This is a genomic window from Rhodovulum sp. BSW8 (assembly GCF_003314725.1).
Classification (GTDB): domain Bacteria; phylum Pseudomonadota; class Alphaproteobacteria; order Rhodobacterales; family Rhodobacteraceae; genus Rhodovulum; species Rhodovulum visakhapatnamense.
The window spans coordinates 50,675-64,363 of record NZ_QNVX01000053.1; the positions used below are offsets into that span (position 1 = coordinate 50,675).

Annotated in this window: 15 protein-coding genes; 13 read left to right on the forward strand and 2 right to left on the reverse strand. The window is 67.3% G+C overall.

Annotation, left to right across the window (positions count from 1 at the left end; all coding sequences use genetic code 11):
- Nucleotides 1–90: 90 nt before the first annotated feature.
- Nucleotides 91–1,794: a hypothetical protein gene (locus tag DSD19_RS18865; RefSeq protein ID WP_113670729.1), complete on the forward strand. Its 1,704-nt coding sequence runs from the start codon at nt 91–93 to the stop codon at nt 1,792–1,794.
- Between the two features lie 16 nt (nt 1,795–1,810).
- Here DSD19_RS18865 and DSD19_RS18870 read toward each other — a convergent pair whose 3' ends face one another.
- Both DSD19_RS18870 and DSD19_RS18875 read right to left on the reverse strand, forming a co-directional pair.
- On the reverse strand, nt 1,811–2,071 hold the full coding sequence (locus DSD19_RS18870; RefSeq protein WP_075786735.1) for a DUF2842 domain-containing protein: 261 nt from the start codon (nt 2,069–2,071) through the stop codon (nt 1,811–1,813).
- The gene (locus DSD19_RS18875) at nt 2,071–3,363 is read right to left on the reverse strand and encodes an adenylosuccinate synthase (protein ID WP_075786736.1); all 1,293 of its coding nucleotides are present in this window, start codon (nt 3,361–3,363) and stop codon (nt 2,071–2,073) included. The genes DSD19_RS18870 and DSD19_RS18875 overlap by 1 nt, the downstream gene beginning before the upstream one ends.
- A 150-nt stretch (nt 3,364–3,513) precedes the next feature.
- On the opposite strand from DSD19_RS18875, the gene DSD19_RS18880 reads away from it, so the two are divergent.
- From DSD19_RS18880 to DSD19_RS18935, 12 genes are all read left to right on the forward strand, one after another.
- Complete coding sequence (locus DSD19_RS18880; RefSeq protein WP_075786737.1) at nt 3,514–3,912, forward strand: DUF6524 family protein; 399 nt, start codon at nt 3,514–3,516, stop codon at nt 3,910–3,912.
- A gap of 153 nt (nt 3,913–4,065) precedes the next feature.
- Nucleotides 4,066–4,491: a DUF6524 family protein gene (locus DSD19_RS18885; protein WP_113670730.1), complete on the forward strand. Its 426-nt coding sequence runs from the start codon at nt 4,066–4,068 to the stop codon at nt 4,489–4,491.
- Nucleotides 4,492–4,554: 63 nt separating this feature from the next.
- Complete coding sequence (secG, locus tag DSD19_RS18890) at nt 4,555–4,929, forward strand: preprotein translocase subunit SecG (RefSeq protein WP_075786739.1); 375 nt, start codon at nt 4,555–4,557, stop codon at nt 4,927–4,929.
- Between the two features lie 221 nt (nt 4,930–5,150).
- Nucleotides 5,151–6,794, forward strand: coding sequence for a CTP synthase (locus DSD19_RS18895; RefSeq protein ID WP_113670731.1), 1,644 nt, complete (start codon nt 5,151–5,153; stop codon nt 6,792–6,794).
- Nucleotides 6,795–6,819: 25 nt separating this feature from the next.
- Complete coding sequence (locus tag DSD19_RS18900; protein WP_075786741.1) at nt 6,820–7,611, forward strand: 23S rRNA (adenine(2030)-N(6))-methyltransferase RlmJ; 792 nt, start codon at nt 6,820–6,822, stop codon at nt 7,609–7,611.
- A gap of 66 nt (nt 7,612–7,677) precedes the next feature.
- Nucleotides 7,678–8,124: a TerB family tellurite resistance protein gene (locus DSD19_RS18905; RefSeq protein WP_113670732.1), complete on the forward strand. Its 447-nt coding sequence runs from the start codon at nt 7,678–7,680 to the stop codon at nt 8,122–8,124.
- A 181-nt stretch (nt 8,125–8,305) separates the two neighbouring features.
- The gene (locus DSD19_RS18910; protein WP_113670733.1) at nt 8,306–9,082 is read left to right on the forward strand and encodes an ABC transporter ATP-binding protein; all 777 of its coding nucleotides are present in this window, start codon (nt 8,306–8,308) and stop codon (nt 9,080–9,082) included.
- Nucleotides 9,083–9,116: 34 nt separating this feature from the next.
- The gene (locus DSD19_RS18915) at nt 9,117–9,836 is read left to right on the forward strand and encodes a transporter substrate-binding domain-containing protein (RefSeq protein ID WP_113670734.1); all 720 of its coding nucleotides are present in this window, start codon (nt 9,117–9,119) and stop codon (nt 9,834–9,836) included.
- Nucleotides 9,837–9,884: 48 nt separating this feature from the next.
- Nucleotides 9,885–10,766 (forward strand): ABC transporter permease, encoded by an 882-nt coding sequence (locus DSD19_RS18920; RefSeq protein ID WP_113670735.1) that lies wholly within the window; start codon nt 9,885–9,887, stop codon nt 10,764–10,766.
- Nucleotides 10,763–11,602 carry an ABC transporter permease gene (locus DSD19_RS18925; protein WP_075786746.1) on the forward strand — a complete coding sequence of 280 codons (840 nt, stop codon included), beginning with the start codon at nt 10,763–10,765 and terminating at the stop codon, nt 11,600–11,602. Before DSD19_RS18920 ends, DSD19_RS18925 begins: the two co-directional genes overlap by 4 nt.
- The gene (locus DSD19_RS18930) at nt 11,599–12,930 is read left to right on the forward strand and encodes a glutamine synthetase family protein (protein WP_113670736.1); all 1,332 of its coding nucleotides are present in this window, start codon (nt 11,599–11,601) and stop codon (nt 12,928–12,930) included. Before DSD19_RS18925 ends, DSD19_RS18930 begins: the two co-directional genes overlap by 4 nt.
- Before the next feature lie 79 nt (nt 12,931–13,009).
- Entirely contained in the window at nt 13,010–13,687 is a 678-nt protein-coding gene (locus DSD19_RS18935) for a type 1 glutamine amidotransferase (RefSeq protein WP_075786748.1), read from the forward strand.
- The last annotated feature ends 2 nt before the right edge of the window (nt 13,688–13,689 follow it).

The following is a 13,689-nucleotide window of genomic DNA, read 5'->3' on the forward strand; positions in this document are numbered from 1 at the left end:
AACCTTGAAAATTCCGCTTTCTGTTCATTCTCTGGAACCGCACTATGGTAAACATAGGCGTGTAGTGTCCGGGGAGAAAGCGAGTTTCGGATGGTTGGTCCGACCAAGACCCTGACGGTTTCCTATGGAACCTTCTCCTGCAAGCTGGAGGGGTTCGAGGATTCCTTTGGCATGATGAAGGCGGTCACCGAATATTACCGGGACCTTGCGGCCGAAGACCGATATTTCGGCGCCGAACCTCCGCCGCCCGATGCCGAAACCCTTCAACGCATCGCCGAACGCGAGGTGCGCCGCCGGGTCGAGGCCCGCGTCGAACTGGATGGGGTCGTGCTGCGCTCTGGCGAAAGCCCGGTCGCGGGTGCGGCGCAGGTCTCGCATGCGGCGCCGGCACCGTCCAAGGTGCTGCCGCCGCGCGCTGACGAACCCGAATCCGTCGCCGCCAAGCTGGCGCGCATTCGCGCGGCGGTGGAAACCGCCCATGCCACGGATGCCGAACTGGCCGGACCCGTTTTCGAGGACGAAACCGACGAACTCGCGGCGCCCGCGCAGGGCCCGCAGCGCCCTTTCGCCCGACCGCCGGACCGCCCGGCGGATCCGGGCAGGGCTTCCTCCCCCCTTCGACAGAAGGCGGGTCCTGACAGCGACACCGGCGTCGCGGCCCGGCACAGCCTCCGGCCGGATGCGCCCGCCCGGGCCGCGGCCACCGAGGACCGACCGCACACGGCAGCGGCCTCCGGTCCCGAGTTGCAGCGTCGCCCGGCGGATCGCGGCCCGGCGGCCAATGCCGCCTCGCACCCGGGTCCCGAGTCCGCAGAAACCACCGCGGCGCCGGCCCGGCCGCGGCAGGCGCGCGCCCGGGTGCTGAAGCTGCGCCGGGACGATCTGACCGACGCATGGCCCGACACGCCCGAACGGCCGCTCGCCCCTCCGGCCGACCCCGACGCCCGGCTGCCGGAGCCCGACGCGGCCGACCTTCAGGCCGAACTGGCCGCACTCCAGGCCGATGCCGCCCCGGCTCGGCTGGCCGATCCGCGCCCAGGCCCGCATCCCGCATCCGGCGATGCGGTCCCGGCCCGTCAGGGCCCTGCCGAGCGCAGCCGGTCGGCCGATCTTGCCGATCACGAACTGGCGCTTCAGCGGTTGCTGGACGAGACCAATACCAAGCTGGCCGGACCCGAACAGAAACGCCGCCAGGCCTCGATCGGCCATCTGAAAGCGGCGGTCGCCGCCACGGTGGCCGAGCGGCGGATCGGCAACCGCCTGCGCCGCGATGACGACGGCCAGACCCGCCCCTATCGCCAGGTGCTGGCAGAGGTGGTCCGCGGCGACCGCGAGACTTCGGCGGACTGGGATCGCGGCCGGCTGGCCCCGCTGATTCTGGTGACCGAACAGCGGATCGACGAACCGAAGGAAATTGTCCGCTCCGAAACCGCCGCCGTCGGCGAACACCACGGGACCTTGCGGCTCGACACGCCGGTTCTTCCAGCGACCGAGGCCCGGCTGCGCGCCTTCGCCGCCGATCTCGGCGCGCATGACCCGACCGATCTTGCCGGATTGCTGGAGGCCGGGGCCGCCTATCTGATGCGGCAGGACGGTGTGACCTATTTCACCCGGCCGCAGGTGATCGAACTGGCCCGCAGCATCGCGGGCGACGGCTTTCAGCGCGAGGACATGCTGCGGGCCTTCGGCACTCACCTGCGCGACGGGCGGTTCCGGCGGCTGCGGCGCGGCCAGTTCGTCATCGACGACGCGACCGGCGACCGGGAAGACAGGTCCGCCAACCGCATCGCCTGAGGCACGAAACCACCGTTCAGCCGTCGCGCCGCCCGGTTTTTCCGGCGGTTTCGTCGTTTCGTGCCGCGTCGGAGTCAGGCTGTCCGATGCCGCGGAACACAAAGCGGAAGGGCAGCGCCCAGACGATGCCCAGCGCCACATAGACCAGAAGCTCGACCAGGAAGGACGGGCGGCCGAGCGCGTTCATCACGCTCACGGCCACCACGATATATGCGGGCAATCCGATCAGCAGGATCACCAGCGACCAGCGGCGGCGGGCTTTCCAGGACAGGGCCATCAGTCGGAGAACGGATCGGTGACGAGGATGGTGTCGTCGCGCTCGGGCGAGGTCGACAAAAGCGCCACCGGACAGTCGATCAGCTCCTCGACCCGGCGCACATACTTGATGGCATTGGCGGGCAGGTCGGCCCAGCTGCGCGCGCCCTCGGTCGATTCCTGCCAGCCCGGCAGTTCCTCGTAGACGGGTGTGCAGCGCGCCTGCTGATCGGCGGCAGTCGGCAGGTGATCGAGCCGTGTGCCGTCAAGCTCGTAGCCCACGCAGACCTTCAGCGTCTCGAAGCCGTCCAGCACGTCGAGCTTGGTCAGCGCGATCCCGGTCATGCCAGAGGTGGCGCAGGTCTGGCGCACCAGCACCGCGTCGAACCAGCCGCAGCGGCGCTTGCGCCCGGTGACGGTGCCGAATTCATGGCCGCGCGTACCGAGACGCTCGCCGTCCTCGTCGTGCAACTCGGTCGGGAACGGCCCCTCGCCCACGCGGGTCGTGTAGGCCTTGACGATGCCCAGCACGAAATTGACAGCCCCCGGGCCGATGCCGGTGCCGGTCGCGGCCTGACCGGCGATGGTATTCGACGAGGTGACGAAGGGATAGGTGCCGAAGTCGATGTCCAGAAGCGCCCCCTGGGCCCCCTCGAACAGGATCCGCTTGCCGGCGCGGCGCTTCTCGTTCAGCACCTTCCAGACCGGGGCCGCGTATTTCAGGATCTCGGGCGCGATCTCGCGCAGGCTCGCCAGAAGCGCGTCGCGGTCGATCTCGGGCAGGCCCAGCCCCGCGCGCAGCGCATTGTGGTGCACCAGGGCCCGGTCGACGCGCAGTTCCAGCGTCGCGGCGTCGGCCAGATCGGCGACCCGGATCACCCGGCGGCCGACCTTGTCCTCGTAGCAGGGGCCGATGCCCCGCCCGGTGGTGCCGATCTTGGCCAGGGTGTTCTGGCCTTCGCGGGCGCGGTCAAGTTCGCCATGGAAGGGCAGGATCAGCGGCGTGTTCTCGGCGATCATCAGCGTCTCGGGCGTGATCTCGACGCCCTTCTCGCGGATCGTCTCGATCTCTTTCACCAGATGCCAGGGGTCGAGCACGACCCCGTTGCCGATCACGCTGAGCTTGCCGCCCCGGACCACGCCCGAGGGCAGCGCGTTCAGCTTGTAGACGGTTCCGTCGATCACCAGGGTATGGCCCGCGTTGTGCCCGCCCTGAAAGCGCGCCACCACATCGGCGCGTTCGGACAGCCAGTCCACGATCTTGCCTTTTCCCTCGTCGCCCCACTGGGCGCCAACGACGACGACATTGGCCACGGCCAATTCCTTTCAAGCTGCTGCCATGCAAACCCGCGCAGGTATAGACCCCTGCGGCGACGAGGCAAGGCAAAAACTCGGCGACACCGCCGCCCGGGCCGCTAGATTCGCCGCAGGACGCACGAAACACGAACGAACGGAGAGCCCGAAATGGCCGCATTGTTGCTTCGCTGGCTGGTCGCCTTCCTGCTGCTGGCCCTGACCTACAACCCCACTTCCTGGAATTACGTCCGCTGGGCGATGTCGGGATGGGACACACAGACGCCGATGGTGGTGCTGGCGGGGCTGCTGCTGTTCACCGGCTATGCGATCTATCTTCGCGCCACGCTGCGCTCGATCGGGCCGTTCGGCATGGCGCTGGTGGCGGCGCTGGTCGGGGCACTGCTCTGGGTGCTGGTTGACTGGAACGTGATCCGGCTGGACGATCCCGGGCTCAACACCTGGATCGGGCTGCTGGCGCTGTCGCTGGTGCTGGGGGTCGGGCTGGGCTGGAGCATCATCCGGCGCAAGCTCTCGGGACAGGCCGACATCGACGACGTGGACGACTAGCCCCGCGCCTGACATCGCGTCGCAGAGCCTTGACGGACCCCGGATCGGGACCGGCCCTGCGACGATGAGGCCGCCCGAAAGTCAACGCATCCGCCTTAGGCCGCGTTACACTCTTGTCGAGTCGGCACATTAAATAATCACGGAGGAACATGAATGTCCGGATTCCTGCTTCGCTGGCTGGTCGCCTTCCTGCTGCTCGCCGCCACCTACAATCCGACCGACTATAACTACGTCACCTGGGCCCAGGCCAATTACGAAACCGACAAGCCGCTGGTCATCGGTATCGGCGTGATGCTGGCCCTGGCCCTGCTGATCTACCTCGTCGCCGCCGTCCGCACGCTTGGCCTGCTGGGGATCGTGCTGCTGCTGATCATCCTGGGCCTCCTGGGCTACATCCTCGTCGGCAACGGCACGCTCAGCATGGAAATGAACAGCTTCAACGTCTGGGGCGGCGCGGTCCTGCTGTCGCTGATCCTCGGCGGCGCGATGAGCTGGCGCTCGCCCGGCAAGATCAAGGCGGCGAACGCCAAGAAAGCCCGGTCGACCAGCAAGACCGCCGGCAAGACCGCCAGCGCCTGAGGGGTTGCGGGAGCGGCCCGTTCGGCATAGGTACGCGCCAAGTCAAAGCCGGGGCCGCTCCATATGGAAAACGTCATCCTCATCGTTCATCTGATCCTCGCCGTCTGCCTGATCGGCATTGTGCTGTTGCAGCGCAACGAAGGCGGCGGGCTCGGCATGGGTGGGGGTGGCACGATCACCGGCCGCGCCCCGACCACGCCGCTGGGCAAGCTGACCTGGTTCTTCGCGGTCTGCTTCATCTCCAGTTCCGTCGCGCTGACCATCATCGCCGCTGAAAACGCCGCAGGCACCTCGGTCGTCGACCGGCTGGGCATCCCCGCCCCGGCCGCCCAGGACGAGACCGCGCCCGGCGAGGCGCCCGCAACCGAGCCCGGGCTTCTGCCCCCCGCCCCCGTCGCACCCAGCGACACACCGGTTGCGCCGCCCCGCGCGGACTAGACCGCGCCCCGCCCCACCGCGCGGCCCGACCGGCCGGGACCGCGTGGCTGCCACAAAATCACCACAACACGTTGATTCGGGCCACAGACCCGCCCCAGCATCTTGCGGTCCGGTTGCGGCTCCGTCGCGAATCCGCTATAGTCCAAGTCCCGTGATGCTGGGGCGCGCGCGCCCCGAATCCAGCAAACATTCGAGCATTAGTCACGGGAGACTCCAGCCACATGGCACGCTTCATTTTCATCACGGGCGGGGTTGTGTCGTCGCTGGGCAAGGGCCTGGCTTCGGCCGCGCTGGGGGCTCTGCTGCAGGCCCGCGGCTTTACCGTCCGGCTGCGCAAGCTGGACCCCTACCTGAACGTCGACCCCGGCACGATGAGCCCGTTCGAACATGGCGAGGTCTTCGTCACCGATGACGGGGCCGAGACAGACCTCGATCTGGGGCATTACGAACGCTTCACCGGGGTCGCCGCGCGATCCACGGACTCGATCTCGTCGGGGCGGATCTATTCCAACGTGCTGGAGAAAGAGCGCCGCGGCGACTATCTGGGCAAGACCATTCAGGTCATTCCGCACGTCACCAACGAAATCAAGGACTTCATCGCCGCCGGCGAGGACGAGGTCGATTTCATGCTGTGCGAGATCGGCGGCACGGTCGGCGATATCGAGGGGCTGCCCTTCTTCGAGGCGATCCGCCAGTTCAGCCAGGACAAGCCGCGCGGCCAGTGCATCTTCATGCATCTGACGCTGTTGCCCTACATCAAGGCCAGCGGCGAGCTGAAGACCAAGCCGACCCAGCACTCGGTCAAGGAGTTGCGCTCGATCGGCATTGCGCCCGATGTGCTGGTCTGCCGCTCGGAAGGCCCAATCCCTGCGAAGGAACGCGAAAAGCTGGCGCTGTTCTGCAACGTGCGCCCCGACAGCGTGATCGCGGCGCAGGATCTCAAGTCGATCTACGAGGCGCCGCTGGCCTATCACCGCGAGGGGCTGGACCAGGCGGTGCTGGATGCCTTCCAGATCAACCCGGCGCCGAAGCCCGATCTTTCGAAATGGGAAGACGTCTCCGACCGGATCTTCAACGCCGAGGGCGAGGTACGGGTCGCCATCGTCGGCAAGTATACCCAGCTGGAAGACGCCTACAAATCCATCGCCGAGGCGCTGACCCATGGCGGCATGGCGAACCGGGTCCGGGTCAAGGCCGAATGGATCGACGCCGAGATCTTCGAACGCGAGGACCCGGGTCCCTGGCTGGAGGGCTTCCACGCGATCCTGGTGCCCGGCGGCTTCGGCGAGCGCGGCACCGAGGGCAAGATGAAGGCCGCCCAGTTCGCCCGCACCCGCGGTGTGCCCTATCTGGGGATCTGCCTCGGCATGCAGATGGCGGTGATCGAGGCAGCCCGGAACGTCGCCGAGCTGTCCGATGCGGGGTCGGAGGAGTTCGACCACGAGGCCGGCAAGAAGCGGTTCACCCCCGTCGTCTACCACCTCAAGGAATGGGTGCAGGGCAATGCGATGGTGAAACGCAAGCTTGGCGACGACAAGGGCGGCACCATGCGGCTGGGCGCCTATACCGCGCATCTGCTGAAGGGCTCGAAGGTGGCCGAGATCTACGGCTCGACCGTGATCGAGGAGCGCCACCGCCACCGCTACGAGGTCGACATCAAGTACCGCAAGCAGCTCGAGGCCTGCGGGATGGTGTTCTCGGGCATGTCGCCCGACGGCCGCCTGCCCGAGATCGTCGAGTGGAAGGACCATCCCTGGTTCATCGGCGTGCAGTTCCACCCCGAGCTGAAATCGAAGCCCTTCGCGCCGCATCCGCTGTTTGCCGATTTCGTGCGCGCCGCGGTCGAGGTCTCGCGCCTGGTCTGAGGACCGCGCGCGGGGCCGCCACGCCATGCTGTCCTATCAGCATATCTATCACGCGGGAAACCTCGCCGATGTGCACAAGCACGCGCTGCTGTGCGCGATGCTCGACTACCTCACCCGCAAGGACAAGCCGCTGAGCTATATCGAGACCCATGCCGGGCGGGGCCTTTACGATCTGGCCGCGGCGGAGGCGGTCCGGACCGGCGAGGCGGCCGCGGGCATCGGCGTGATGGAGCGGCGCTTGCCCGAGGCCCATCCCTACCGGCAACGGCTGGCCGAGGTCCGCGAACGCTTCGGCGCCACGGCCTATCCGGGCTCGCCCCTGCTGGCGGCGCTGTCGCTGAGGCCCGGCGACGCGCTCCATCTGGCCGAGCTGCACCCGCAGGAGCGCGCCGCACTGGAAGCCGCGATGGCCCCGTTCGGCGCGCATGTGCTGGCCCGGGACGGATTCGAGACGGCGCAGGCGCTGACCCCGCCCACGCCCCGGCGGGGCCTGATGCTGATCGACCCAAGCTACGAGGTGAAGGCCGATTACGCGGCAATCCCTCGGCATATGGCGGCGCTTCACCGCAAATGGAACGTAGGCACGCTGGCGCTGTGGTATCCGATCCTGCCCGCGGGCGCCCATGCGCCGATGACGGCGGCCTTGCGCGCGGCCTTCCCCGAGGCGCTTTGCCACGAGGTGCGGTTTCCACCCGCGCGCGACGGTCACGGGCTGATCGGTTCGGGGCTTTTCGTGGTCAACCCGCCCTGGGGGCTCGACGCCGAGGCGGCGACCCTCGGACGGCTGTTTTCGGCGCTCTCCGGCACGACCGGCTGAACCGCAGGGCCCCGACCGGGTGCAAAACGCCTTTCCCGGCGCGCGACACAGGCCTATATCCCCCCCATGTTCGCAGACTTCCTCAACCGCCTGATCGGCCCCGACCCCGACCGGCTCGACGATCCCGACGCCCGGCTGGCGCTGGCGGCCCTTCTGGTGCGAATCGCGCGGACCGATGGCGACTATGCCCGCGAGGAGGCCGCGCGGATCTCGCGCATTCTCGCGGCGCGCTATACGCTGAGCCCCGACCAGGCGCTGGAGCTGCGCAGCCGTGCCGAAACGCTGGAGGCGCAGGCCCCCGATACCGTCCGCTTTACCCGCGCGATCAAGGACGCCGTGCCCTACGAGCACCGCGAAGGCGTGGTCGAAGCACTGTGGGAAGTGGTTCTGGCCGACGGTGTGCGCGACGACGAGGAGGACGGCCTGCTGCGGCTGGTGGCAAGCCTTCTCGGCGTCAACGACCGCGACAGCGCGCTGGCCCGCCAGCGGGCCGAGGCGAAACACGCCGACTGACACCCGTTCCCGGCGCGACGCGCGACAGGCGCACCGCCACCACAACCCCTATGCGCGAACGGCCGGGACACATTGCCCAAATCCTGTGCGTTCGCCTCTCGGGGCGCCGTTTCCCCGTTGCAATCAGGTCCGAATTGCGCCCTACTCCGAGCCCGTACAATGACAAGGCAGCTGTTTTCGCGTGACTGAACCTACCCCGCCCGTTCTCGACATTCGCGATCTGCGCAAGAGCTATGGCGATCTTGAGGTCCTGAAAGGCGTGTCGATCAGCGCGCCGAAAGGGCATGTGGTCTCGCTGATCGGGTCCTCGGGTTCGGGCAAATCGACGCTTCTGCGCTGCGCCAATCTTCTGGAAGACAGCCAGCAGGGCGAGATCCTCTTCGAGGGCGAACCGGTCAAGTGGCGCGGCACCGGCCCCGCGCGCCATCCCGCCGACCGCCACCAGGTGATCCGCATCCGCACCAACCTGTCGATGGTGTTCCAGCAATTCAATCTCTGGTCCCACATGACGATCCTGCAGAACGTGATGGAGGCCCCCGTCACCGTCCTGGGCGAGGACCGGCACGAGGTCGAGGGCCGCGCGCGGTCTTTGCTCGACAAGGTCGGCATCGGCGACAAATGCGACGCCTTTCCCGCCCAGCTTTCGGGCGGCCAGCAGCAGCGCGCCGCCATCGCCCGGGCGCTGGCGATGCAACCCCGCGCGCTGCTGTTCGATGAACCCACCTCGGCGCTCGATCCCGAGTTGCAACAGGAAGTCGTGCGGGTCATCAAGGTGCTGGCGGAAGAGGGGCGCACGATGATCCTTGTGACCCATGACATGCGGCTCGCGGCCGATGTCTCGGACCACGTCGTCTTCCTCCATCAGGGCCTGATCGAGGAACAGGGTCCGCCCCAGAAGGTGTTCGGCGCGCCGTCCTCGACCCGCCTTCAGCAATTCCTGAGTGCAACGGCCGCCTGAACGGCCTCACGTAAGACAACATGGGAGATATCCGATGAAAAAGCTGATCCTTGGCACCGCCGCCCTGGCCCTTTCGGTCGGCATGGCGCTGGCGCAGGACGTGGTGCGTCTGGGCACCGAGGGCGCCTACCCTCCCTACAACTTCATCAACGATGCGGGCGAGGTCGACGGCCTCGAGCGCGAGCTGGGCGACGAGCTTTGCAAACGCGCCGAACTGACCTGCACCTGGGTCACCAATGACTGGGATTCGATCATTCCGAACCTTGTCTCGGGCAATTACGACAGCATCATCGCCGGCATGAGCATCACGCCCGAGCGCGAGGAAGTCGTCGCCTTCACCCAGCCCTACACGCCCCCCTCGATGTCGTCCTATGCGGCGCTGAGCGACGATGTCGATCTTGAAGGCGGCGTGATCTCGGCCCAGACCGGCACGATCCAGGCCAACCACGTGGTCGATACCGGCGCGACGCTGCTGGAATACCCCACCTCCGACGAATGCATCGCCGCGGTGCGCAACGGCGAGGCCGATGCGGTCCTGGCCGACAAGGACGTGCTGGTGCCGGTCGTGAACGAGGGCGACATGGTCTTCGTCGGCGAGGACACTCCGCTTGGCAACGGCATCGGCATGGCCTTCCGCAAGTCCGACCCCGAGATGAAGGACAAGTTCGACGCCGCGATCCAGTCCATGAAGGATGACGGCACCATGAACGCGCTCATCATCAAGTGGATGGGCGAAGACTCGCCCCGCTGGTAAGACAGATGCGGGCGGGGCGGCCGTTTCGCCCCGCCTCGCCAGTCCCAAATGTTCGCGTCCTGCGCAGATCCCTCCACCCTCGAAGGTCTAAACTGGCTTGCCTGCTATCTCACCAGCGGCAAGCACATGGCGTTCTACCAGTCCTTCCTGGTCGTGCTCGCCCTGCTGGCGATCACCGCCCCGGCAGCCCTGCTGTTCGGTTTCGGCGGCGCCATGGCCGCGCGCTCGCGGATCTGGCCCCTGCGGATGGTCGGGCGGGCCTATACCGCGATGGTCCGGGGCATTCCCGATATCGTCTTCTTCCTCTTCGTCCCGGTCGCGATGGATCAGGGGTTCGAGTGGCTGCGCCACAAGATCAAATGCCCCGACTGGACCGATCCGGTCCGGCAGGGCAGCGATTTCGTGGTCTGCCCGGCGGCCAAGCTGCCGCTGTCGACCAGCCCGCAATGGGCGCATGAAACCTACGGTTTCGCGCTGGCGGTGCTGGCCTTTGCCGTGGTCTTCGGCGCCTTCGCCGCCAATGTGCTTTACGGCGCGATGCGCGCGGTGCCGCGCGCCCAGATCGAGACCGCCGAGGCCTATGGCATGACCCTGCGCCAGTCCTTCTGGCGGGTCCTGGTGCCGCAGATGTGGATCTATGCGCTGCCGGGCCTGTCAAACCTCTGGATGATCCTGATCAAGGCCACGCCGCTGCTGTTCCTGCTGGGCGTGCAGGACATTGTCTACTGGGCGCGAGAGCTGGGCGGCTCGAAGACCTCGATCTTCGCCTATCCGCATCCCGACTGGCGGCTCTACTACTTCCTCGGCCTGCTGATCTTCTACCTGATGCTGACCCGGGTCTCCGAGGCGGTGCTGAGCAGGCTGACGGCGCGGCTTTCGCATGGCCAGGCGACGCTGGCGGGCGAAGCCCAGCGAAAGGCCGCGCAATGAGCTGCGTGCAGACATTCCAGGATTACGCCTTCCGCTCGCTCGGCTATGGCGAGCGGCTGCTGCCGCGATCGGACTTCACCCTGTGCGAGCAGTTCACCCTGATCGGCTCGGGGCTGGTCTGGAACATCTATTTCGGGGCGCTTGCGCTGTTCTTCGGCTTCTTTCTCGCAACCGCGGTCGCGGTGGCGCGCAACAGTGGCGCCTGGGTCGTCCGCAAGCCCGCCGAATGGTTCATCTTCGTCTTCCGCGGCTCGCCGCTCTTCATCCAGTTCTTCCTGGCCTACCAGGCCTTCGTGCTGCTGCCGAGGAACGGGATCGAGCTGAACCTGATCTTCACCCACATCACCGCCGAGACGGGCTGGCTGACCCGCGCCTGGGCGGGCGCGCTGGTCGTGCTGTTCCTGAACACCGCCGCCTATTCCGGCGAGATCTTCTACGGCGCGCTTCGCTCGGTGCCCAAGGGCGATATCGAGGCCGCCGATGCCTATGGCATGGCGGGCTGGACCAGGTTCCGGCGGATCGTCTGGCCGACCATGCTGCGGCTGGCCTGGCCCGCCTATACCAACGAGGCGATCTTTCTGTTCCATGCCACGACGCTGGTTTACTTTTCCGGCTTTCCGGCCTGGCAGCAGAAGGGCGACGCGCTCTATTATGCGAACTACTTCGCCGACAAGACCTTCAACCCCTTCATCCCCTATCCCATCGTGGCCTTCTATTTCATCCTCGTGACCCTTGCGATCATCGGCCTCTTCGGGCTGATCAACCGCCGCCTGAACCGCCACATGCCGTCCGAAAACCGGCCGCGCCTGAGGATCCGCCCGCAGGTCATCCGATGAGCCCCTGGCTTCGCGACAATCCCGAGATCCGCACCATCCGGATGGCCGCCTGCGACCTGAACGGTCAGGCGCGCGGCAAGCGTGTGCCCTCGCGCTTTGCGGGAAAGATCGAGGAGGAAGGCACCCGCTTTCCGCTGTCGGTGCTGAATCTCGACATCTGGGGCGAGGATATCGAGGGCAGCCCGCTCGTCTTCGAAACCGGCGATGCCGATGGCGTGCTGCGCCCGACCGGGCGCGGCTTCGTGCCGATGCCCTGGCTCGACGCGCCGACCGCGCTTTTGCCCTTGTGGATGTTCGACGAACAGGGCCGGCCCTTCGAGGGTTGTCCGCGCCATGCGCTGGCGGTGGTGCTTGACGAATACGAGCGCCGGGGCTGGGCACCGCAGGTGGCGACCGAGCTTGAATTCTACCTGATCGACGACAGCGACGAGGTGCTGCACCCGCCGCGCTCGCCGCGCTCGGGCAAGCGCCGCGAGGCGGGCGAGATCCTGTCGCTGCGCACGCTCGACGCCTTCGACGCCTTCTTCACCGATCTTTACGACGCCTGCGAGGCGATGGACATTCCCGCCGATGCCGCGATCTCGGAGGCCGGGACCGGCCAGTTCGAGATCAACATGATGCACGGCCCCGCGATGAAGGCCGCCGACGACGCCTGGCTGTTCAAGCTGCTGGTGCGCGGCATGGCCCGGCGCCACGGCTTTGCCGCCAGCTTCATGGCCAAGCCCTATGCCGATGATGTCGGCAACGGGTTGCATACCCATTTCTCCGTACTCGACGCGCGCGGCAACAACATCTTCGACGATGCCAGCCCCGAGGGCTCGGGGTTTCTGCGCCAGTCCGTGGCGGGCTGTCTTGCCGCCCTGCCCGACATGACGCTGATCCTCGCGCCCCATGCCAACAGCTATGACCGGCTGGTGCCCGGCAACCACGCCCCCACCGGCATCTGCTGGGCGCATGAGAACCGCACCGCCGCCATCCGCATTCCCGGCGGCAGCCCCCGCGCCCGCCGGATCGAGCACCGCGTCGCGGGCGGCGACATCAACCCCTATCTGATGATCGCGGCGATCCTCGGCGCGGCGTTGCAGGGCGTCGAGGAACAGCTTGAACCGCCGCCGCCTATCACCGGCAATGCCTATGAACTCGACCTGCCGCAGATCCCGACCTGCTGGCAGGGCGCGATCGACGCCTTCGAACATAGCCCGCGCATGGCTCGGATCTTCCGCCGCGGGCTGATCCGCAACCTGACCATGACCAAGCGGCAGGAAGCGCGCCGTATCGCCGGGCTCGACGAGGACGCGCAGATGGCGCTTTATCTCGACACTGTCTGAGCCCGGTCCGGGCGCGGCGGGGGGCTTGCCCGCCGCACGCGGCAAGACTACGTTAAGCGCACATAATCAAGAGACTCCCATGCAGATCGGTATCCTGCAGACAGGCCACGCGCCCGACGCGCTTCGCGCGGCGCATGGCGACTATCCCGACATGTTCGTGCGGCTGCTCGAAGGCCACGGCTTCACCTTCCACACCTGGCCCGTGCTCGACATGCAGTTCCCGCCCTCGATCCACGCCGCCGAAGGCTGGCTGATCACCGGGTCGCGCTTTGGCGCCTATGAGGATCACGCCTTCATCCACCCGCTGGAAGAGTTCATCCGGCAGGCCTATTCGGGCGGCGTGCCGCTGGTCGGCATCTGTTTCGGCCACCAGATCATCGCCCAGGCGCTGGGCGGCCGGGTCGAGAAATTCGCGGGCGGCTGGTCGGTCGGCCCGCGCGATTACCGGATCGAGGGGCAGGACTACCGGCTGAACGCCTGGCACCAGGACCAGGTGGTCGAGCCGCCGCATGACGCCGAAACGGTCGGCAGCGCGCCCGGCTGCGCCCATGCCGCGCTGATCTATGGCGAGCATGCCTATACGGTGCAGCCGCATCCGGAATTCGCCCCGGCCTTCGAGAAGGGCCTGATCGAAGAGCGCGGCCCCGGCGTGGTGCCCGACGAGACCCTGGCCGAGGCCCGCGCCCGGCTGGACCTGCCCACCGACTCGGCCGCGATGGCCGCGCGGATCGCCCGTTTCTTCACCGAAAGGCGCTGAGC

Coding starts and splice junctions, on each gene's coding strand:
- DSD19_RS18930 (WP_113670736.1), top strand. CDS start 11,599: ATGAGCCCCTGGCTTCGCGACAATCCCGAGATCCGCACCATCCGGATG.
- secG (WP_075786739.1), top strand. CDS start 4,555: ATGGAAAACGTCATCCTCATCGTTCATCTGATCCTCGCCGTCTGCCTG.
- DSD19_RS18935 (WP_075786748.1), top strand. CDS start 13,010: ATGCAGATCGGTATCCTGCAGACAGGCCACGCGCCCGACGCGCTTCGC.
- DSD19_RS18865 (WP_113670729.1), top strand. CDS start 91: ATGGTTGGTCCGACCAAGACCCTGACGGTTTCCTATGGAACCTTCTCC.
- DSD19_RS18880 (WP_075786737.1), top strand. CDS start 3,514: ATGGCCGCATTGTTGCTTCGCTGGCTGGTCGCCTTCCTGCTGCTGGCC.
- DSD19_RS18895 (WP_113670731.1), top strand. CDS start 5,151: ATGGCACGCTTCATTTTCATCACGGGCGGGGTTGTGTCGTCGCTGGGC.
- DSD19_RS18925 (WP_075786746.1), top strand. CDS start 10,763: ATGAGCTGCGTGCAGACATTCCAGGATTACGCCTTCCGCTCGCTCGGC.
- DSD19_RS18900 (WP_075786741.1), top strand. CDS start 6,820: ATGCTGTCCTATCAGCATATCTATCACGCGGGAAACCTCGCCGATGTG.
- DSD19_RS18915 (WP_113670734.1), top strand. CDS start 9,117: ATGAAAAAGCTGATCCTTGGCACCGCCGCCCTGGCCCTTTCGGTCGGC.
- DSD19_RS18905 (WP_113670732.1), top strand. CDS start 7,678: ATGTTCGCAGACTTCCTCAACCGCCTGATCGGCCCCGACCCCGACCGG.
- DSD19_RS18870 (WP_075786735.1), bottom strand. CDS start 2,071: ATGGCCCTGTCCTGGAAAGCCCGCCGCCGCTGGTCGCTGGTGATCCTG.
- DSD19_RS18885 (WP_113670730.1), top strand. CDS start 4,066: ATGTCCGGATTCCTGCTTCGCTGGCTGGTCGCCTTCCTGCTGCTCGCC.
- DSD19_RS18920 (WP_113670735.1), top strand. CDS start 9,885: ATGTTCGCGTCCTGCGCAGATCCCTCCACCCTCGAAGGTCTAAACTGG.